The organism is Actinomadura sp. SCN-SB (assembly GCF_043906805.1).
Classification (GTDB): Bacteria; Actinomycetota; Actinomycetes; order Streptosporangiales; family Streptosporangiaceae; genus Spirillospora.
In genome coordinates this window covers 55,256-74,507 of sequence record NZ_JBIMPP010000016.1, presented here as the reverse complement: position 1 = coordinate 74,507, position 19,252 = coordinate 55,256, and the positions used below count along the sequence as shown (strand labels likewise).

Genomic DNA, 19,252 nt, shown 5'->3' with positions numbered 1-19,252 from the left:
TCCGTCGCTGGTCGCCGTCAATGGTTCGTCGTCCCCTGGTCGACCGGCAGCACCGTGCCGGTGATGTACCGGGACTGGTCCCCGGCCAGGAAGAGGACGGCGTCGGAGATCTGGTCGGGCTCGATCCACGCGAGCCCCATCGGCATGCTGGTGCGGAAGCCCTCCGCCACGTCGTCGACGGTCGGCGCCGGCAGGTCGGGCCGGAACAGCCGGAACTGCTGGACGTTCTCCGTCACCATCGGCGTGTTCACGGTACCGGGAGCGATCACGTTGACCCGGATCTGGAACCGCGCCACCTCGTTGGCGAGGGACCTGGCCAGGCCGATCACGCCGTTCTTGGCGGCCACGTAACTGCTCAGGTTGGGCACGCCGTTCAGCGCCGCGCCGGAGCTGATCACCACGATCGACCCGCCCAGCTCGCCCGCCCTGATGTCCGGGACGGAGAGGGCGAGCGTGTTGAACACCCCGGTGAGGTTGGTCGTGATCACGTCGTCGAAGGCCGCGGGCGGCATGTGCCACATCGGCACCGCCGGCGGTGAGACGCCGGCGCTGGCGACGACGATGTCCAGCCGCCCGAGCCGCTCCACACCCTCGGCGAGCAGCGCCGCCATCCCCGCCCGGTCGCGCACGTCCACCTTGGCGGCTACGATCCGCCGGTCGAGCTTCTCCACCTTCGCGATGGTCTCGGCCAGCTGGGCCTCGCTGCCCAGCGGGTAGCCCATGGTGTCCATCGGCTCGCATCGGTCGAGCCCGATGATGTCGGCACCCTCCTGCGCCAGCCGGATCGCATGCGACCGTCCCTGGCCGCGCGCGATGCCGGTGACGAACGCCACCTTCCCGGCCAGCGGCCCCTGCCCGTCCGGCATACTGCACCTCTCCGGAAAGCCGTTCATCGCGCGAGCACCGCCGTCGACACGAACACGGTCTCCTCGACGATCCGCGCCAGGTCCTCGAGAAGCGCCTGCGGGTCGGCGAGCAGCCGTCGCCCGGCCGTCGCCCGGCGCAGGTAGACATGCGCCGGGTGTTCCCAGGTCGCACCGATGCCGCCGTGCACCTGGATGTTCTCTTCGGCGGCGAGCAGCGCCGCCTCCCCGCAGGTGTGGGCTGCGATCCTGGCCACGGCGGGCAATTCCGACGGTGCCTCCTGCGCGGCCCACAGTGCGTACAGGCATGCGGACTCCGCCGCCTCCAGCTCCAGGCGGACGTCGGCCAGCTTGTGCTTGATCGCCTGGAAGGACCCGATCACCTGGCCGAACTGCGAGCGCTCCTTCGCCCAGGAGGTCGCCATCTCCAGGCAACGCCCGGTCACGCCGACGTTGTCGGCGCTCAGGAGGGCCAGACCCCGATCGCGCGTGCGCCGCACGGCGGCGGTCGCGTCCTTGACAGGCAGAAGCGCGGCGGACGCCCCGTCAAGCCGCAGCCGTGCGAATCGGCGGCTGATGTCGATCGACTCGACTGGTTCCACGGTGAGCCCGGGCTCGTTGGCCGCCACGGCGAACAGCGCGGGCCCGTCCGCTGTTCGTGCGGACACGATGAACCGGTTGGCCCGCATGCCGTCCTGCACCCAGTCCTTGACTCCCGACAGCCTCCAGCGCCGCGTTGACGCGGAAGGTGCGGACGACGGTGTGGCGGTGGTCGCCGGCGTGCAGTCCCAGCCCAGCGGCCCCTCCGCGATCGCGGGGGCCGCGACGAGCTCACCGGCGGCGATCCGTGCCAGCAGGTCGGCGGCGACGTCGGAGCCGGAGTCGAAGGAGGCCGCCGGTAGCAGCAGGTCCGCCGCGAGCACGGGGGAGAGCAGCGGCGCGTCGAAGGCCGCACGGCCCGCTTCCTGGAAGACCACGCCGAGTTCGAGCATCCCGAAACCGCCGCCGCCGAAGCGCTCCGGTACGCACAGGCCGTACACGCCGATCTCGCGAGCCAGCCTGACGGCCGCTCGCGCGTCGCATGCTCCGGGAGGGGAGTCGGCGAGCGGCCGCCTGACGGCCTCCCGGAGGTCGTCGTGGTCGGCGTCGAACCGGAATCTCATGCACCCTCCATGGCTCGGCCATCACCTCGACGGGCCGAAGTAATGCTATTATATAACTAATTAAACTGTAATGAAAGAGGGTGGAGGCCCCGTGGACATGTCCTACCCCGCCGAGGTCGAGGAGTTCCGAGCCGAGGTACGTGAAATCCTGGTGGAGGAGCTTCCGTCGGACTGGAAGGGGCTGGGGGCCATTCCGACCGCGGAGGAGACCGAGGAGTTCGTCCGTCACTGGCGCACCGTCCTGCACAGGCGCGGACTGCTCGGCGTCACCTGGCCGGTCGAGTACGGCGGACGCGGGTTGTCCAAGCTGCACCAGGTCGTGCTCGTCGAGGAACTGACCAGGGCGGGGCTGCCGTTCGGTCGTCAGCCGATGGAGTCGACGGGCCTGAAGATGCTCGGCAACACGCTGCTGCGCTACGGCACCGAGGAGCAGAAGGCACGCTACCTGCCCGGCCTGCTCTCCGGCGAGATGATATTCTGCCAGGGTTTCTCCGAGCCCGATGCCGGTTCCGACCTCGCCTCCGTGCGCACCCGTGCCCGGCTTGAGGACGGCCAATGGGTCATCGACGGCCAGAAGATCTGGACCTCGGGCGCGCTACACTGCACGCACGTGTTCGTGCTCGCGCGCACCGACCCGGACGCCGCCAAACATCGCGGGCTCAGCTTCCTGCTCGTTCCGCTCGACCAGCCGGGCGTCGACATCCGGCCGATCAGGCACATGACCGGCAGCGACGAGTTCTGCGAGATCTTCTTCACCGGTGCGAAGACCGGTGCGGACGAGGTCGTCGGACCGGTCAACGGCGGCTGGACGGTGGCGAAGACGCTGCTCACGTTCGAGCGGGGCGAGGAGGCCGCGACCAACCCGATCCTGTTCCGCGCCGAGTTCGAGCGGCTGACGGAGCTCGCCCGGCGAACCGGCGCGATCAAGAACCCGGTGTTCAGGCAGCGGATCGCCGCCGCCTTCGCCCGTGTCGAAGTGATGCGGTTCATCGGGTACCGCATCCTGACCGACGCGCTTGAGGGCAAAGAGGTGAGCGCCGCCGCGTCGGTCTCCAAGCTGTACTGGAGCGAGTACCACCGCGGCCTGACCCGGCTCGCCTTGGACATCGAGGGGCTCGCGGGGTTGATCCCGGCCGGTAAGGGCCCCAGCCGGGCGCAACGCGCCGATGACCCGGGCTCCGATCCGGCATCGGCCAACGTCTGGTGGCAGGTTTCACTGAACGCCCGGGCCGGCACCATCTACGCGGGCACTTCGGAAGTACAGCGCAACATCATCGCCGAGCGGGTCCTCGGCCTGCCGCGCTGACCAGGCGAATGGAGGCGGCCGGCTGATCGCGGGCGGCCGCCCATGCCCTGATGATCGACCGGTAGGGGGTCTGCAACGTGAAACCGGGGACCAGTGCAGGCAGGAGCAGAGATGAGTGACCATCGAGGCGGCGGCGTGCGCTTCGCGCCGACCGAGCTCACGGCGGCGGAACTGGCGCTGCAGGCCGAGGTCAGGGCCTTCCTGGCAGCCGAGCTCGGGGCCGCCTCCCGCCGCCCCGGGCTGGGGATGAACGGCGTGGCCGACCGCGAGTTCTCCAAGAAGCTCGGTGCCAGGGGCTGGCTCGGCATGGCCGTGCCGAAGCGGTACGGCGGTGCCGACCGGTCCGCGGTCGACCGCTTCGTCGTCACCGAGGAACTGCTCCGCCACGGCGCGCCGATCGGCCACCACTGGCTGGCCGACCGGCAGACGGCCGCGGTCATCGATCGGTTCGGCACCCAGGCGCAGAAGGAACGGTTCCTGCCCAAGATCTGCAGCGGCGAGCTCGGTTTCTCCGTCGGCATGAGCGAGCCCGAGGCCGGTAGCGACCTGGCCGCCGTCCGCACCCGCGCGGTCCGCCAAGGGGATAGCTGGGTCATCAATGGGACCAAGGTGTGGACCACCGGCGCGCACCGCAACGAATTCATGGTCCTGCTCGCCCGCACCTCCGATGAGGAGGACAGGCACCGCGGGCTCACCCAGTTCATCGTCGATCTCGCGACCCCCGGCGTGCGGGTGCGGCCGATCCCGCTGCTGGACGGCAGCGCCGACTTCAACGAGGTCGTGCTCACCGATGTCACCGTGGGTGACGAAGCCGTCCTCGGTGATCTCGGGGAGGGCTGGTCCCAGACGACGGCCGAGCTGGCGTTCGAGCGCGGCGGTCCCGACCGCTTCCTGACCGTCTACCCGGTGGTGGAGGCGTTCGTCCGCGAGGCGGGACCGGCGGCGGACGGGCCGCACGCACGCCGGTTTCTCGGCCACTGCGCCACCACGTTCTGGGTGCTGCGAAACCTCGCGCTGTCGATCGCCCGCGCGGTCGACCGGGACGAGCCGGCGGTCCGCCAGGCCGCGCTGCTGAAGGAGATGGCGACGCGTTTCGAGCAGGACGCGATCACGGCCCTGCTCGATGTGATCGACACCGAGCCGGTGTGCGATTCGCCGTCGGTCTTCGAGCAGATCCTCTGCGAGGCGGTACTCACCCGCCCGATCTTCACGATCAGGGGCGGCACGACCGAGATCCTGCGCTCGGTCGCCGCGAAGGGCGTCATGGCGGCTGCCATGCCGGGCCCGGCCGGCCGGAACTGAAGGGAATGCCGATGACCGACCCGCTTCTGATCGACACCGCCGACGGGATCATGGCCGCGGCGTGCACGGCCGAGGCGTTGCGGGGCGCCGAGCACACCGGGTTCGCCCCCGGCGCATGGGCGGCCGTGGCGGAGGCCGGGCTGCCGTGGATCTCGGTGCCGGCGGAGGCGGGCGGCGAGGGCGGCGACCTCGCCGACGCGCTGGCGGTGCTGCGGATCGCCGGCCGCCACGGGCTGCCGCTGCCGCTCGCCGAGACCGGCGTCCTGGGCGGCTGGCTGCTTGCCGCGTCCGGCCTGCCGGTCGATCGCGTTCCGGCGACCGTGGCGTCCGGCACCGGCCTGGCCTGGAGCGACGGGACGGTGCACGGGACCGCCCGGCTCGTCCCCTGGGGCCGGGCCGCCGCGCAGGTCGTGGTGCTCATCGGCGACGAGGACGGCGCCACGGGCGTCGTCGCGGTCTTCGACGCAGCCGATCTGCGGATCGAATCCCACGTGAACGTGGCAGGCGAGCCGCGCGACACCGTCTGCTTCGCCGGTACTTCTCCGCTGGCCAGTGCGCCGGCCGGGCCGGGCGTCACCGCCGCGGCGCTGCGCCGCCGCGGAGCGCTCACCCGGGTCGTACTGATGGCCGGGGCCGTCCGCGCCATCCTCGACCTCACCGTGCGCTATACCTCCGAGCGCCACCAGTTCGGCCGTCCCATCGCCAGGTTCCCCGGCGTGCAGCAGCACGTGGTGCACCTCGCCCAGCAGTCCGCGATGCTCGAGATGGCCGCCGACCTGCTCGGCGGCACAGCGGCCGCCGACCCTTCGCTGGCCGGTCCGGCGGCGGCCTTTCAGGTGGCGGCGGCCAAGACCGTGGCGCACGACGCCGCGATGATCGCCACCGCCGCGGCCCACCAGGCGCACGGCGCGATGGGCGTGACTCAGGAATACCCGCTGCATCACCTCACCCGCCGGATGTGGGCCTGGACCCGCGAGTACGGCACGGGTGCCCGGTCGGCGGACGAGGTCGGCGCGCTCGTGGCCGAGGGCGGCGCCGACGCCCTCTGGCCCATGATCTCCTCCGGCGGCGCCACCGCGCTCGGCTGACCGGCCAAGATCGCTTCGACCGCAATTCGGTTTCATTATTGTTCTCATTTTCCGAAGCTGTACCGGACCAGGACGAGGTGGGCTTGATGGCGGACATGGTCGAGGACGAGGCGAGCACCGTGCTGCTCGACGTCGGCGTGGACGGCGTGGCCACGCTCACGCTGAACCGGCCGCAGCGGAACAACGCCTGGAACCCGGTCCTCGAGCGCCGCTTCTACCAGTTGCTTGCCGAGGCCGACCGGGATGACCGGGTCCGGGCCGTCGTGCTGACGGGCGCGGGCCGCTCGTTCTGCCCGGGGGTGGACAGCCGGCGCCTCGACGGCATCGCCGGCGCGCCCATGGACCTCTCCGGCCGCACGTCCCCCGTCGTCACCCACGCGTTCCGCAAGCCGCTGATCGCGGCGATCAACGGGGCCTGCGCCGGCCTCGGCCTGGTCCAGGCGCTGATGTGCGACGTCCGGTTCGCGGCGCGCGGCGCGAAGTTCGCCACCTCGTTCTCCCGCCGCGGGCTTGCGGGGGAGTACGGGATGACCTGGCTGCTGCCGAGGATGATCGGTGTCGAGCGCGCGATGGACCTGCTGCTGTCCGGCCGCGCCTTCGATGCCGACGAGGCCCTGACGCTCGGCCTGGTCAGCCGGGTCACCGAGCGGGAGGAGGTGGTCGCCGCCGCGACCGCCTACGCGCGTGACCTGGCGGCCAACTGCTCGCCGACGTCGATGGCGATGATCAAGCATCAGGTGCTGACCGACCTCGACGCCACCTTCGAGCAGGCGATGCGCCATGCCTACCGGGCGATGGCCGCGCTGGCGACCGGATCGGACTTCCGCGAGGGAATGGACAGTTTCCTGCACAAACGCGCGCCGCGGTTCCCGCCGCTTTCCGGTGACCTCGACCCCGCCGAGGTCACCGGCGCCCGGATGGCGGCCCTCGACGTCGACCCCACGAACCCGTGAGCGGCTATCGCCACTTCCAGCCTGGCTCGCGTTTCTCGAGCCAGGCGCTGCGCGCCTCCTTCGCGTCGTCGAAGCGGCTGATCCGCGCGGTGTAGTCCTGTTCGAGCCGGTACCCCTCCTCAAGGGGCAGGTGCTCCACCCGGTTCATCGCCTGTTTGGTCAGCCGCAGCGCGAGCGGGCTCTTGCCCGCCATCGACAGGGCCAGCGACCGGGCGGCGCCGGCCAGTTCGGCATGGGGCACCACCGTGGCGACCGAGCCCTGCCGGTACAGCTCGGCGGCGGGGATCCGGCGCCCGCTGAACATCAGCTCGCGCGCCTTGAACGGCCCGACGAGCCGCTGCAGGTGACGGCCGCCGCCGAGCACGCCCACGTCGATCTCCGGCAGCCCGAACACGGCGTTCTCCGCCGCGATCACCACGTCGCAGGACGCGACGAGGGCCAGGCCCGCGCCGAGCGCCGCCCCGTTGACCGCCGCGATCACCGGCAGCACGCCGCCGGAGATCGAGAAGAGGCAGTCGCGGACCACCTCACCGGGGTCGACGAGATCGGCGACGCTCTCCTCGGGCAGCAGTGCCCGCCGGTTGTACCGGCGGTCGGACTCACGGATGTCGGCGCCGGCGCAGAACGTCCGGTCCCCATCCGCGGTGAGGACGGCCACCGCCGCGTCGGTACTTCGGCCGAGCGCCCGGAACGTGGCGGCGATCTCGCGCATCATCGGCGCGCTCAACGCGTTGACCGGAGGCCGCCTCAGCGTCACCGTCGCGACCAGGCCCGCCACCTCGACGCGCAAGAACTCGAGACGTTCCATGGTGCTCACCCCTCCACCGCGCGGCCGCGGATCAGCCGGGCGGGCCCGTACCGGAGCACGGTGCCGCCGCCGCGCGTGACGACCGTGTTCCTGGTGATCACCACGCCACACGGACCGGAACTCGCCGGCCGGGACGCCGTCACCTCAACGATCACCGTGATCGTGTCGCCGGCGGGCGTCACGAAGCCGATCAGATCGGTCTCTGTGATCGTCCGGGCGGAGGTGCGGAACCGGTCACCGACCGCCATCTCCTCGAACGTCTGGCCGCGCAGCAGCTGCGGTACCTGCCACCACTCGGCGGCGGTATCGGTCACGTCGGTCACTTCCCCTTCCACCGTGGTGTGCGCTTCCCGGCGGACGCCAGGGCTCCCTCGCGCGCGTCCAGTCGAGCGTCCCGCTCGACGGTGACCGCCTCGCTCATCCAGGTTCTCCCTGTGGTTCAGGCCACGTGCCAGCCGGTGTCGGCGGCGAACCTGGTCGCGTTGACGGCGATGGCCTGGTCCGAGCAGAGCCAGACGACGAGTTCGGCGATCTCTTCGGGCTCGAGCAGCCGGCCGATGGGCTGGATCTGCTCCATCCGCTCCGACACCTCTGGCGGCAGGACGGCCTGCGCCCGCTCGGTGATGCCGGTGCGCACGTTGCCCGGGGCGATCGCGTTGACACGGATGTTGCGCTTGGCGTAGCGCAGGCCCGCCACCGTGGTCAGGCCCCACACGCCGTGCTTGCTGGCCGTGTAGGCGGCGTCCCCGACGTTCCCCTTGTACGTGGTCTCGGACGCGACGTTGACGATGGCCCCGCCGCCCTGGGCAAGCATCACCGGGATCTCGTGCTTGAGGCAGAGGAACACGCTGGTCAGGTTGTTCGCGATGGTCCGGTGCCACTGGTCGTCGGGCAGCTCGTGGATCGGGGATTGGTCTTCGATGATGCCGGCGTTGTTGTGCGCGTAGTCCAGGCGCCGGTAGGCGGCGACCACCTGCCCGATCATGTCCTGGACATCGTCGGCCCGGGAGATGTCGGCCCTGATGAAGATCGCCTCCCCGCCGGCCTCGGCGATCAGGTCACGGGTCTCCTCGCCGCGCGCCTCGTCGACGTCCGCGACCGCGACGCGGGCCCCGCAGGCCGCGAACCGCCGCGCGGACGCGCGGCCCATCCCGTAACCGCCGCCGGTGACCAGGGCCACCCTGCCGGACATGTCGATGGCTACGCTGGTCATCCACTTCCCCTTTATATAGTTGAATAAATTCATTAATATCAGAATGGACGGGCCGCTTCCATCGCGGCGACATCGGCACGAAGGATCTCCGACATGCAGCAGGTTCCCTTGGCGGAAGGCCTCTTCACGTGGCCGCCGGAACCGTCCCGGCCACCGGCGCTCATCGGCGGCAGGGCCTCCAACGGCAAGATCTTCTTCCCCTGCCGCGCCCAGGCGGTCGTCGACGGCGTGAGGGAAGATCTGGAGCGGGTCGAGCTCCCCCGCCGCGGGCTGCTCTGGACGTTCACCAGTCAGCACTTCCGCCCGCCGGCCCCACCGTACGCCGGGGCGGATGACGCTCAGACCTTCCGCCCGTTCACGGTCGGATACGTCGAGCTCCCCGGCGCACTCCACGTCGAGGCCCGGCTGACCGAGCCGGACCCGGCCAAGCTGCGGATCGGACAGGAGATGGAGCTCGTCATCGAGCCCTTCGGTGTGGACACCGAGGGCAACCAGACCATGGTCTATGCGTTCGCGCCCGTCGCCGGAGAGGGATCGAAATGAGCAATCCAGATGTCGCCATCGTCGGGGTCGGCCTGCATCCGTTCGGCCGGTACCCGGGCAAGTCCGCCATGGAGATGGGTGAGGACGCCGTCTACGAGGCCCTCCTGGACGCCGGCGTGAAGTGGGCGGACATCCAGGCGCTCTACGCGGGGAGCATGGAGGTCAAGAACCCGGAGGGCATCGTCGCGCTGCTCGGCCAGACCGGCGTGCCGGGCCGGGCGGTGTTCACCGGCTGCGCGACCGGCGCCACGTCGCTCGCGATGGCAGCCAACGCCATCAAGCTGGGCGACGCGGACATCACCGTCGCGATCGGGCTCGACAAGCACCCGCGTGGCGCGTTCTCCGACGATCCGTCGGTCTCCGGGCTGCCGTCCTGGTACGGGCAGGCCGGGCTGTTCCTGACCACGCACTTCTTCGGCATGAAGATCAACCGGTACATGCACGACCACGGCATCACGGCGGCGACCCTGGCGAAGGTCGCGGCCAAGGCGTTCCGCAACGGGGCGAGGGCCAGCCACGCCTGGCGTACCAAGCCGCTCACCGAGCAGGAGATCCTGGAGTCACAGGTCCTGAACCACCCGCTCACCCAGTACATGTACTGCGGGCCGAACGAGGGGGCCGCCGCCGCCGTGCTGGTGCGGGCGGAACAGGCGCACCGCTACACCGACACCCCGGTCTACCTCCGGGCGAGCACCCTGCGCAGCCGCCGCGAGGGCGCCTTCGAGGTGCTCGCCCCCTCCTTCGGTCTGGACGTGGTGCCCGGTCCCACGGTCGAGGCCTCGCGGGAGGCCTACGAGCAGGCCGGCATCGGCCCCGAGGACGTCGATGTCGCCCAGCTGCAGGACACCGACGCCGGATCCGAGGTGATCCACATGGCGGAGAACGGTCTGTGCGCCCACGGCGAGCAGGAGAAGCTCCTCGCCGAAGGGGCCACGGAGATCGACGGCCGGATCCCGGTGAACACCGACGGCGGGCTCCTCGCCAACGGCGAGCCGGTCGGCGCGTCCGGCCTGCGCCAGGTCTACGAGCTGGTCAACCAGCTCCGCGGCCGGGTCGGTGACCGCCAGGTACCGGGCGCGCGGGTCGGTTACGCGCAGCTGTACGGGGCCCCCGGCTCCGCCGCCGTAACGATCCTGTCGCGGTAAGCGCGGCCCGGTCCCGCGACTCCTGGCCGTTTCCCGGCTCGCCGCCTACTTGGGGGCGGTGCCACTCGCGCCGTCTACATCACTCTGGAAGGACACGCCGATGACGACGCCACAACCGGCACCGATCGAGAACGCACCGATTTTCGACGCCGACCAGCACATGTACGAGACGCCCGACGCGCTCACCCGGCACCTGCCGGACAAGTACCGTCGGGACGTCCAGTTCGTGCAGGTGGGCCGGCACACGCGGATCGCGATTCTCGGCAAGATCACGGAGTTCATCCCCAACCCGACCTTCGACCGGGTGGCCGCCCCCGGCGCGCACGAGAAGTTCTACGCCGGCACCAACACCGAGGGGAAGACGCTCCGCGAACTCACCGGTGAGCCGATGGAGTCCATTCCGGCCTTCCGGGAGCCGGGGCCCCGCCTCGAGTCGCTCGATGCCCAGGGGGTCGCCGAGTCCCTCGTGTACCCGACCCTGGCCAACCTCGTCGAGCACTCCGCGGCCGAGGAGCCCGAACTGGTCGTCGCCATCATCCACGCGCTGAACCGGTGGATGCTCGACACGTGGGGCTACACCTATGAGAACCGGCTGTTCATGACACCGGTCATCACCCTGGCCTTGGTCGAGGAGGCGCAGCGGGAGCTCGACTACGTGCTGTCCCACGGTGCCAAGGCGGTCCTGATCAAGCCGGCGCCGGTGAAGGGGCTGCACGGCTGGAGGTCACCGGCACTGCCGGAGTTCGACCCGTTCTGGCGGGATGTGCAGGCCGCGAACATCCCGGTCATCCTGCACGCGAGCCAGCCGCCGCTCGACGATTACGTCAACCGCTGGGAACCGCCGAGGACCAACAACTTCATGAATATGAGCGCGTTCCGCTGGCTGGTGCTGGGCCACCGCGAGATCTCGGACATGATCGCGGCGCTGATCTGCCACGGGACGCTCACCCGGTTCCCGAGGCTGCGCATCGCCAGCGTGGAGAACGGCGCTTCCTGGATCCGCACCCTGATCGAGGACCTCGAGGGCGTCCACGCGAAGATGCCGCAGGCCTTCGAGGAGGATCCGGTCGCGGTGCTTCGGCGCAACTGCTGGGTCAGCCCGTTCTGGGAGGGCTCGGTCGCCGAGGTCGTCGATTGGATGGGCTGGGACAAGGTCCTGTTCGGCTCCGACTACCCGCACCCGGAGGGGCTGCCCGAGCCCAAGGACTACTACAAGTACGCCGAGGGCATGGACGAAAAGCGGGCCCGCGACTTCATGGGGGACAACGCCCGCCGGCTGCTTGGCCTGCCGGTACGCAACCCCGCGGGTGACATGGCGCCGGTACCGTCATGACCTGACCGGGAACGACTCGAGGCGACAGAGGACTGGAGGCACCAGCGGCGATGCGCGCCCTCGTCTGCCGCCGTTACGGCGAGCCGGAAGACCTGGAGGTCACGGAGCTGCCCGAGCCGGAGGCCGGTCCGGGCGAGGTTCTCGTCGGCGTCCGCGCCGCCGCCGTCAACTTTCCCGATGTCCTCGTGGTCGCCGACAAGTACCAGGTGCCTTCTCCGCTGCCGTTCGTGCCGGGGAGCGAGTTGTCCGGCGAGGTCCTCGCAACCGGCGAGGGCGTGTCACATCTCAAGCCGGGTGACCGGATCTTCGGCGTCTGCTCAACAGGGGCGTTCGCGGAGCGGGCGGTGCTCGACGCCGGCCAGGTGGCCACGATGCCGGATACCGCCGGCTTCGCCGAGGCCGCCGCGTTCGGAGTGACGTACCGGACGGCCTATCACGCGCTCCGCTCGGTGGCCGGGGTCCGCCCTGATGACTGGGTGGTCGTCCTCGGCGCGGCGGGCGGCGTCGGGCTCGCCGCCGTCGACGTGAGCCGCGAGCTGGGCGCGCGGGTGGTCGCGGTCGCGTCGGACCGGGACAAGCTGGCGCTTTGCATCCGGCGCGGCGCGGACGCCGTCATCGACTACGCGAGGGAGGGCCTGAAGGAGCGCGTCCGCGAGCTGACCGGCGGTGGCGCGCACGTGGTCATCGATCCGGTGGGCGGTGCCGCCGCGGAGCAGGCGTTGCGCGCCACCCGGTGGGGCGGCACGTTCGTCACCATCGGCTTCGCCTCAGGGACCATCCCGAAGATCCCTCTCAACCTGGTACTGCTCAAGGGCGTCACCATCAAGGGCCTGGAACTGCGCACGTTCGGCGTCCACCGGCCCGACCTGGAGAGCCGGGACCACGGGGAACTTCTCGACCTGTTCGCCGCGGGCCGCGTCCGGCCGCACATCGGCGCCACGTTCCCGCTGGCGGACGGCGCTGCGGCATTGCGTCATGTCGCCGACCGTCGCGCCCACGGCAAGGTCGTCATCGAGGTTCGCTGACTTCGGTTCAGGCGTGCGAGGAAACCTCGCCGTCAAGGAACTCCATGACCCGGTCGAGGAAGACCGAGTCGTCATCACCGGCGACCATGTGACCGGTGCCGGCGACGTCGGTGTACCGCGCATGCGGGATCAGCGTGAGCAGGTCGGCGGCACCTTCGGAGGTGACGACATCGGACAGCGCGCCCCGTACCAGCAGTGTCGGGATCCGCACCGCGACGGCGGCGGCCTGCGCCCGGGCGATCAGGCGGCTCATCTCGTCTTCGGCTCGTGGCCGCAGCATCGCCGGGTCCCAGTGCCAGTACCAGCGGCCGTTGCCGGCGAGCCGGACGTTCTTCTTCAGACCGGCCAGGTTGACCGGGCGGACCCGGTGCGGCTGGTAGGCCCGCACCGCCTCGGCGACGTCCGCGAGTGATTCAGAACCGTCCGGAGCGCTGCGCATGAACTCGTTGATCCGCTTGGCGCCGCCCCTGTCGATCCGCGGCACCGCATCCACCAGGACAAGGGCCCGCAGGGCATCCGGCTGCTCGCCGGCCAGTACAAGACCGGTCATGCCGCCGAGCGAGGCGCCGATGACGACGGGTGGCTCGGGAAGGGTGCGCAACACCTCGGACACGTCCTCGGCCATCGCGTCCAGCCCGTACCGGCCATCGGACGCCCAGGCGCTGTCGCCGTGACCGCGGAAGTCGATGGCGATCGCGGTCCAGCCGGCCCTGGCGAGCGTGGCCCCGGCCGCGCGCCACGAGTGCCGCGTCTGCCCGCCGCCGTGCAGCAGCAGCACGGTGCCGCGCGGCGGCCCGGCCGGAGTCCACCGGTCTCCGGCCAGTGGCCCGGCGCATCCGGTGAACGAGACTGCGCTCTTCGTGAATGTGGAAGGAAGTTTCGGAGCTGACCGCAAATGACGACGATGCGCACACTGGTCACCTGCTCGCGTCCGGGGCGGGCCTAGACGGCCGTGAAGAGCGCAAGCGGCGCGCAGCCGCGCTATGACGAGCTGCTGCTCTCCAATCTCACCGGCAGCAGTTGTCGCTCCGGGATCGGGCCGTCGGCCGAGTGGACCGGTGCCGAGCTGCTGGCCCGGGCCGGGGGCGCGGCGGCCCACCTGGAGGCGACCGGCGTCGCGCGGGGCCGGCCGGTGGTCGCCCTGCTGGAGTCATCGCCGCGCTCGATGGCCTATCTTGTCGCCGGCGTGCTCGGTGACCGGCCGCTGGCGCCGCTCAACCCGCGGGCCCCGCTGACCGAACTCGGCCCGGTCGCCGCAGCGCTCGACGCGTCCGCGGTGCTCACCGAGCCGCATGTCGTCGGCCTCGCTCGCGAGGTCGCCGCGGCGGCCGGAGGGCTGCCGGTCGTCGTTGCGGAGGATCCGGCGGCGGCCGAGCGTGACTGGCGGGGGCTGGCGGGCGAGGTCGCGATGGTGCTGCACACCTCGGGCACGACGGGGCGGGCCCGTCCGGTTCCGCAGCCGATGGTGCCGCTGGCGCACCGGATAGCCGCCTACAGCGCGACCGTCGACTTCGGCCGCGGGGACCTGTTCACCGGTGCGGCACCCTTTCACCACGTCGCCGGAGCCGGGATGGTGCTGGTCGCCCTGGGTGCCGGCGCGGGGGTGGCGAGCGTCCCGTGGTTCAGCGTGGACGCGTGGCGGTGGGTCAGGCAGATCCGGCCGACCCACGTGATGATCGTCCCGACCATGATCGAGATGCTGCTGAGGACGGGCGAACTCGACGCGGGAATGAGGACCCTGATGTACGGGGCGTCGCCGATCCACCCGGACACCCTCGTCGCGATGCTGAAGGCCGTCCCGGACACCGCGCTCGTCCAGATCTTCGGCCAGACCGAGGCGAGCCCGGTGACGGCCCTGACGTACGAGGACCACTTGGTCGCGGCCGGCGGTCGTCCTGAGCTGCTGAGATCCGTGGGCCGCCCGGTGCCGGGCGTCGAGTTGCGGATCGAGGACCCCGATGAGCATGGCATCGGTGAGGTGGCCATGCGGGGCGGCACGCGATGCGGACGGCGGCCGACGGCTGGCACCGGCTCGGCGATCTCGGCAGCATGACCGACGGTTACCTCTACCTGGCCGGTCGCAAGGGTGACATGATCATCCGTGGCGGCGAGAACCTCTATCCCCTGGAGATCGAGCGGGTCATGGCGGGCCATCCCGCGGTCGCGGACGTGGCCGTCACAGCGGTGCCCGACCGCCGCCTGGGCGAGGTGCCGCTCGCGGTCGTCGTGCCGGCCGACCCGGCGGCGCCCCCGGACACCGGGGAGTTGCGGGCGTTCGCGCGGGAGCGGCTGGCCGGCTTCAAGGTGCCGGCGCAGTGGCGGTTCGCCGAGGCCTTGCCCCGCAACGCCGCCGGCAAGGTTCTCCGCCGCCTGCTCTGAAGGCCCGCGATCCGAAGACCTCTCGCCGGTTCTTCCCTCGCACAGAGGTCAATGGACTCAATGTGACTGGGGTGGCCGTCGCATGGTGACCGGGGGCATGCGGTGACGCGCGGGTCGTCAGGAGGTGCGAACCATCTCGTGCGGGTACCGAAGGCCGCGGAACTCGTCGCCGCCGACCGAGGCGCTCGACCGGCAGCAGACCGTGTCCGGCGACCCGGAGGAGTCGATCAGGCTGCATGGTGACTTCCACATGCTCATGGTCCGGCTGGCCGGCAACCAGACGCTGATGCTGCTCAACGAGATTGCTGCATGACATCGTCGAGACGGCCGACACGTCGCTGCAGCCGGCCACCTCCAAGGCCGTTGAGCAGGCCCGGCGGAGCACCACCAGGACTCACCGGCGCGTGGTCGAGTACATCCATGCCCGCGACGAGCGCCGCGCTGTGGATCTGTGGCGCCGCCATCTGGCCGAGGCGGAGGGTTATCTGCTCGGCGATGATCTCGTATCCACCGTGGCGGACCTCCTGCACTGATCGAGGCCCCTGTACCCGACGAACGCGCCGATCGTCGCTGATATTGCCGTCCCGCTGGTGATCGTCACGCGCCTTCACTCGTCAACGCAGGACTGTGGCGCTTCCCAGGTAATGCTCGAAGACGTCGTCGGCGATGGCGGACGGGGCGCCGTCGAAGACCACTGTGCCCTTGGTGAGGATGACGACGCCGTCGGCGGCTTCGAGTGCGCGGTTGACATACTGCTCCACCAGCAGCAGCGACGTGCCCGCCCGGACGATCACGTTCAGAAACTCGAAGATCTGGTCGACGACGTTGGGCGCCAGTCCCATCGACACCTCATCGACCAGGACCAGGCGTGGATCGGCGACGTAGCCGCGGACGACCGCGAGCATCTGCTGCTGCCCGCCGGACAGCTCCCCGGCCCGCCGGCCCAGCTTCTGGCCGAGCACCGGGAAGTGCTCGACCGCGCGGGCGATGGCGGTCCTCTCGTCCTTGCGCCAGGTGTGCAGGACGAGGTTCTCCCGTACCGTGAGCGAGGGATAGATGCCGTGCCCCTCGGGAATGTGGCAGAGCCCGCGGCGGGCACGCTGGTACGGCTTGGCCGCGGTGATCCGTTCGCCGTCCAGCAGCACCTCGCCCTGACGCTGCGCGAGCAGGCCCGACACCACGCGCAGCAGCGTGGTCTTTCCGGCGCCGTTCGGGCCGAGCAGTGCTACGGCATGGCCGTGCGGGACCGACAGCGAGACGTCGTGCAGCACGGTGGCATCGCCGTATCCGGCCGTCAGGCCGCGGATCTCCAGCATCGGCGCGGGCGCGTTCATCCGGTCACCTCCTCCGTCACGGGGTCCGCGGCTCCCTTCGCCGTGGGAGCTTCGAGCACCGATTCCGATCCCAGGTAGGCCGCACGGACGATCTCGCTGGAAGCCACCTCGGCCGCCGTTCCGCGGAAGATCTCGGTGCCGAAGTCCAGCACGTGGATGTACTCGCAGATGTCCATCACCAGCGCCATGTCGTGCTCGATGAGCAGCACGCCCAGCCCGCGGTCGGCGACGACGCGTTCCAGCACCTCGCCCAACCGCGCGGTCTCGGCCCGGTTCAGCCCTGAGGACGGTTCGTCCAGCAACAACATGTCGAACGGCCCGGCCAGACACCGGGCCAGCTCGACCAGGCGGCGCTGTCCCGTCGACAGCACGCCCGCGGGGAGGTCGAGCAACGGCTCCAAGCCGCAGTCGGCCACCGCCGCGGCCACGGCGTCATCGATGACGGCTCGATCGCGGCGCCGGTCCAGGAGATGCCGCCAGGGCAGTGCGCCCGCCAGCGACGCCTCGCGGCCCAGGACCAGGTTGTCCCGGACGGTCATGGAGTCGAACAGTTCCATGCGCTGGAACGTCCGGCCGAGTCCACGGCGGGCCCGGGAGGCCGGCCCGAGCCGTGAGACATCCCGGCCGTGGAGGAACACCCGCCCCTCGGCCGGGTGCAGCAACCCGCAGCAGACGTCGAAAGTGGTCGTCTTGCCCGCACCGTTCGGCCCGATCAGCCCGGTTATCCGGCCCATGGGCGCGGCCAGGGAAAAGCCGTCGACCGCGACGTGCCCGCCGTACCGGACGGTCAGGTCCTCGACGCGGAGCCCGGCCTTCGGCGCGGGCTGGGGGACCTCCCTTTCGGTCACACGCGTGGGCGTCGGCGCGGCCACGCCGGCGGCCTCGGCAGCGACCGGCTCCGGCGCGGTGGTCACCGGAGCGCGGCCACCGATCCGGTCCGCCAACCGCCGCAACGGGTGGAACGGCATGGGCCGGCCGGTCAGGGAGATCGCGACCGCGGCCACCCCGAACAGCGCGTTGAGCCAGTCGTCGACCTTGTCTCCGCTGATGTAGGCGCCGGGCAGCACCATCGCGGCGGCCGCCGTGAAGGCGTACCAGGGCTCCTTGCCCAGGGAGAGCGCCAGAACCGCCAGCAGGAGCAGGGAGGAGAACGAGGTGAAGGAGCTTCCGGTGACCGCGGACACCGAGCCGCCGTACAGGACGCCGGAGATCGCGGCCATGAAGGCGGAGATGGCGAACACCAGGACGCGAAGGGTGTTCACGTTCGCGCCGTGCGTGGCCAGGGCGGTCGGCGAGTCGCCCAGGCCGTTCAGCAGCCGTCCAAGCCTGCTGCGGTGCACCAGCACGACGGCCAGGGTGGCGAGCACGACGAACGCCAGCACCAGGTAGTAGTAGCCGCGGTCGCCGTCGAACGGACCCCAGCCGGGCCGCGGTACCGTGCGCCCGTTCGGATCGGACCCGAACATGATCGACAGCGGGTACCCCATCTGTTCCAGCGCGACCCCGAATCCGAAGGTCGCCAGCGCCAGGAACACCCCGGAGAGCCGGATGGCGGGGATGGCGATGAAGGCGCCGACGGGCACCGCCACCAGCCCCGCCAGGACGAGCGCGACGAGCCAGGGCAGGCCGAGGCCCCCGGCCAGGTGGGCCATCGCCGCCGCGCCGATCGCGGCGAAGCCCGCATGCGCCAGCGACACCTGCCCCGACGTCCGGACCAGCAGGCCCAGCGACAGGAACAGCACGAGCTTGGTCAAGGCGTCGATGTAGAAGGGCAGCCGGGCGCCGCCGACCAGCACCGGGACCAGCAAGAGCGCGGCCGCCAGCAGTACCGCCCCGCCCACCTGCACCCGCGCGGGCGCCCGCCACCGATCCCCGGCGGACGCACGCGGCGCAGTCCGCCGGTCGGCTGGCAGCCGCCGGGGGATGACCACCAGCACCACGAACAGCGCCAGGAACGGGACACTGGGCGGCAGCCCGGACAGCAGCGCGTTGGGATCGGTCACCGCGCCGTACTTGGTGGCGATCGACGCCGCGACCCCGATCACCAGGCCGCCCAGGTAGGTCAGCGGAAGGCTGGCGAAATAGCCCAGTGCCGCCGCGCCGAAGGCCTGCACGACCAGCAGCGTCAGCAGCAGCGCGTCCAGGCTGAGGCTCGGCGCCAGCAGGACGCCCGCCAGGCAGGCGAAGGTGGACCCGATCACCCATGACCAGCGCCGTACGGTGCGCGGGTCGGTCCCGGAGGTGTCCAGCAGCTCGCCGTTGTCGACGACGCCGCGCATGGCCAACCCGATGCGGGTGAAGCGGAAGAACAGGTAGAGGACGACCGTCGCGGCCGCCGCGGTGATCGCCACGATGACCTGGTCCCAGCTCACGACCGCGCCGGCGACCCTGAACGCCTCGCCGGCGGGCAGGTAGGCGGGGAACGGCCTGCTCTGCGCGCCGTAGATCGCCGTGAAGGCGCCCTGCACCGCCAGCACCAGCCCGACCGTGGCCACGATCTTGTAGGCCACGGGCCCGCCGGCCAGCCGGCGGGCCACCTGCTCCAGCCCGAAGCCCATGACCGGGCCCAGCACCAGCACGCTGATGACAGCCGCCAATGGCCAAGGCAGCTCGAGGCTGATGTGCAGCGTGTAGAAGACGTAGGCGGCGGTCGTCGCCGCGGCGCCATGGGCGAAGTTGAAGATGCCCGCGGTCTTGTAGGTCAGGACCAGGCCGGTGGCGGCCAGCCCGTAGACCGATCCGGCGACAACACCGATGACGACGAACGGCAGCAGTTCGGTCATGTTCGCTCCCCGCC

General features: G+C 70.9%; 20 protein-coding genes. 12 read left to right on the top strand and 8 right to left on the bottom strand.

Translation table 11 applies throughout. From position 1 onward, the window contains the following. Positions 1-17: 17 nt before the first annotated feature. Positions 18-866, bottom strand: coding sequence for a mycofactocin-coupled SDR family oxidoreductase (locus ACGWYJ_RS13395; protein WP_395106240.1), 849 nt, complete (start codon positions 864-866; stop codon positions 18-20). A 23-nt stretch (positions 867-889) separates the two neighbouring features. Further along, entirely contained in the window at positions 890-2,026 is a 1,137-nt protein-coding gene (locus ACGWYJ_RS13390; RefSeq protein WP_395106239.1) for an acyl-CoA dehydrogenase family protein, read from the bottom strand. A 97-nt stretch (positions 2,027-2,123) separates the two neighbouring features. Between ACGWYJ_RS13390 and ACGWYJ_RS13385 the strand changes: the two genes are divergently transcribed. The 4 genes from ACGWYJ_RS13385 (at position 2,124) to ACGWYJ_RS13370 (ending at position 6,675) form a co-directional block, all read left to right on the top strand. Continuing rightward, entirely contained in the window at positions 2,124-3,332 is a 1,209-nt protein-coding gene (locus ACGWYJ_RS13385; RefSeq protein WP_395106293.1) for an acyl-CoA dehydrogenase family protein, read from the top strand. A gap of 111 nt (positions 3,333-3,443) precedes the next feature. Continuing rightward, a complete protein-coding gene (locus ACGWYJ_RS13380; RefSeq protein ID WP_395106238.1) occupies positions 3,444-4,634 on the top strand; it encodes an acyl-CoA dehydrogenase family protein in 1,191 nt (396 codons plus the stop codon). An 11-nt stretch (positions 4,635-4,645) separates the two neighbouring features. Further along, positions 4,646-5,722: an acyl-CoA dehydrogenase family protein gene (locus tag ACGWYJ_RS13375; RefSeq protein WP_395106237.1), complete on the top strand. Its 1,077-nt coding sequence runs from the start codon at positions 4,646-4,648 to the stop codon at positions 5,720-5,722. An 86-nt stretch (positions 5,723-5,808) separates the two neighbouring features. After that, the gene (locus ACGWYJ_RS13370; protein ID WP_395106236.1) at positions 5,809-6,675 is read left to right on the top strand and encodes an enoyl-CoA hydratase-related protein; all 867 of its coding nucleotides are present in this window, start codon (positions 5,809-5,811) and stop codon (positions 6,673-6,675) included. Positions 6,676-6,679: 4 nt separating this feature from the next. Here the strand turns inward: ACGWYJ_RS13370 and ACGWYJ_RS13365 are convergent, their stop codons facing one another. From ACGWYJ_RS13365 to ACGWYJ_RS13355, 3 genes are all read right to left on the bottom strand, one after another. Further along, positions 6,680-7,483 (bottom strand): enoyl-CoA hydratase-related protein, encoded by an 804-nt coding sequence (locus tag ACGWYJ_RS13365; protein WP_395106235.1) that lies wholly within the window; start codon positions 7,481-7,483, stop codon positions 6,680-6,682. 5 nt (positions 7,484-7,488) lie between these two features. Then, entirely contained in the window at positions 7,489-7,806 is a 318-nt protein-coding gene (locus ACGWYJ_RS13360) for a hypothetical protein (protein WP_395106234.1), read from the bottom strand. Positions 7,807-7,922: 116 nt separating this feature from the next. Beyond that, on the bottom strand, positions 7,923-8,696 hold the full coding sequence (locus ACGWYJ_RS13355) for an SDR family NAD(P)-dependent oxidoreductase (protein ID WP_395106233.1): 774 nt from the start codon (positions 8,694-8,696) through the stop codon (positions 7,923-7,925). Positions 8,697-8,789: 93 nt separating this feature from the next. Between ACGWYJ_RS13355 and ACGWYJ_RS13350 the strand changes: the two genes are divergently transcribed. The 4 genes from ACGWYJ_RS13350 to ACGWYJ_RS13335 all read left to right on the top strand — a co-directional run bounded on the left by ACGWYJ_RS13350 (position 8,790) and on the right by ACGWYJ_RS13335 (position 12,742). Then, on the top strand, positions 8,790-9,239 hold the full coding sequence (locus tag ACGWYJ_RS13350; protein WP_395106232.1) for a Zn-ribbon domain-containing OB-fold protein: 450 nt from the start codon (positions 8,790-8,792) through the stop codon (positions 9,237-9,239). Further along, positions 9,236-10,384 carry a thiolase family protein gene (locus ACGWYJ_RS13345; protein WP_395106231.1) on the top strand — a complete coding sequence of 383 codons (1,149 nt, stop codon included), beginning with the start codon at positions 9,236-9,238 and terminating at the stop codon, positions 10,382-10,384. Before ACGWYJ_RS13350 ends, ACGWYJ_RS13345 begins: the two co-directional genes overlap by 4 nt. 100 nt (positions 10,385-10,484) lie before the next feature. Further along, complete coding sequence (locus ACGWYJ_RS13340) at positions 10,485-11,717, top strand: amidohydrolase family protein (RefSeq protein WP_395106230.1); 1,233 nt, start codon at positions 10,485-10,487, stop codon at positions 11,715-11,717. A gap of 50 nt (positions 11,718-11,767) precedes the next feature. Next, positions 11,768-12,742, top strand: coding sequence for an NADPH:quinone oxidoreductase family protein (locus tag ACGWYJ_RS13335; protein WP_395106229.1), 975 nt, complete (start codon positions 11,768-11,770; stop codon positions 12,740-12,742). A 7-nt stretch (positions 12,743-12,749) separates the two neighbouring features. Here ACGWYJ_RS13335 and ACGWYJ_RS13330 read toward each other — a convergent pair whose 3' ends face one another. Further along, a complete protein-coding gene (locus ACGWYJ_RS13330; RefSeq protein ID WP_395106228.1) occupies positions 12,750-13,637 on the bottom strand; it encodes an alpha/beta fold hydrolase in 888 nt (295 codons plus the stop codon). A gap of 57 nt (positions 13,638-13,694) precedes the next feature. Here ACGWYJ_RS13330 and ACGWYJ_RS13325 point away from each other — a divergent pair, with 57 nt between their 5' ends. The 4 genes from ACGWYJ_RS13325 (at position 13,695) to ACGWYJ_RS13310 (ending at position 15,654) form a co-directional block, all read left to right on the top strand. After that, positions 13,695-14,795 (top strand): AMP-binding protein, encoded by a 1,101-nt coding sequence (locus ACGWYJ_RS13325; RefSeq protein WP_395106227.1) that lies wholly within the window; start codon positions 13,695-13,697, stop codon positions 14,793-14,795. Then, positions 14,792-15,121 carry a hypothetical protein gene (locus ACGWYJ_RS13320; RefSeq protein ID WP_395106226.1) on the top strand — a complete coding sequence of 110 codons (330 nt, stop codon included), beginning with the start codon at positions 14,792-14,794 and terminating at the stop codon, positions 15,119-15,121. The genes ACGWYJ_RS13325 and ACGWYJ_RS13320 overlap by 4 nt, the downstream gene beginning before the upstream one ends. Positions 15,122-15,245: 124 nt before the next feature. Further along, the gene (locus ACGWYJ_RS13315) at positions 15,246-15,434 is read left to right on the top strand and encodes a hypothetical protein (protein WP_395106225.1); all 189 of its coding nucleotides are present in this window, start codon (positions 15,246-15,248) and stop codon (positions 15,432-15,434) included. Continuing rightward, positions 15,424-15,654, top strand: a complete 231-nt coding sequence (locus ACGWYJ_RS13310) for a hypothetical protein (protein WP_395106224.1) — start codon at positions 15,424-15,426, stop codon at positions 15,652-15,654. Before ACGWYJ_RS13315 ends, ACGWYJ_RS13310 begins: the two co-directional genes overlap by 11 nt. Before the next feature lie 81 nt (positions 15,655-15,735). On the opposite strand, the gene ACGWYJ_RS13305 is transcribed toward ACGWYJ_RS13310, so the two are convergent. Next, positions 15,736-16,455 carry an ABC transporter ATP-binding protein gene (locus ACGWYJ_RS13305; protein WP_395106223.1) on the bottom strand — a complete coding sequence of 240 codons (720 nt, stop codon included), beginning with the start codon at positions 16,453-16,455 and terminating at the stop codon, positions 15,736-15,738. After that, positions 16,452-19,238, bottom strand: coding sequence for an ATP-binding cassette domain-containing protein (locus ACGWYJ_RS13300; protein WP_395106222.1), 2,787 nt, complete (start codon positions 19,236-19,238; stop codon positions 16,452-16,454). The genes ACGWYJ_RS13305 and ACGWYJ_RS13300 overlap by 4 nt, the downstream gene beginning before the upstream one ends. Positions 19,239-19,252: the final 14 nt, after the last annotated feature.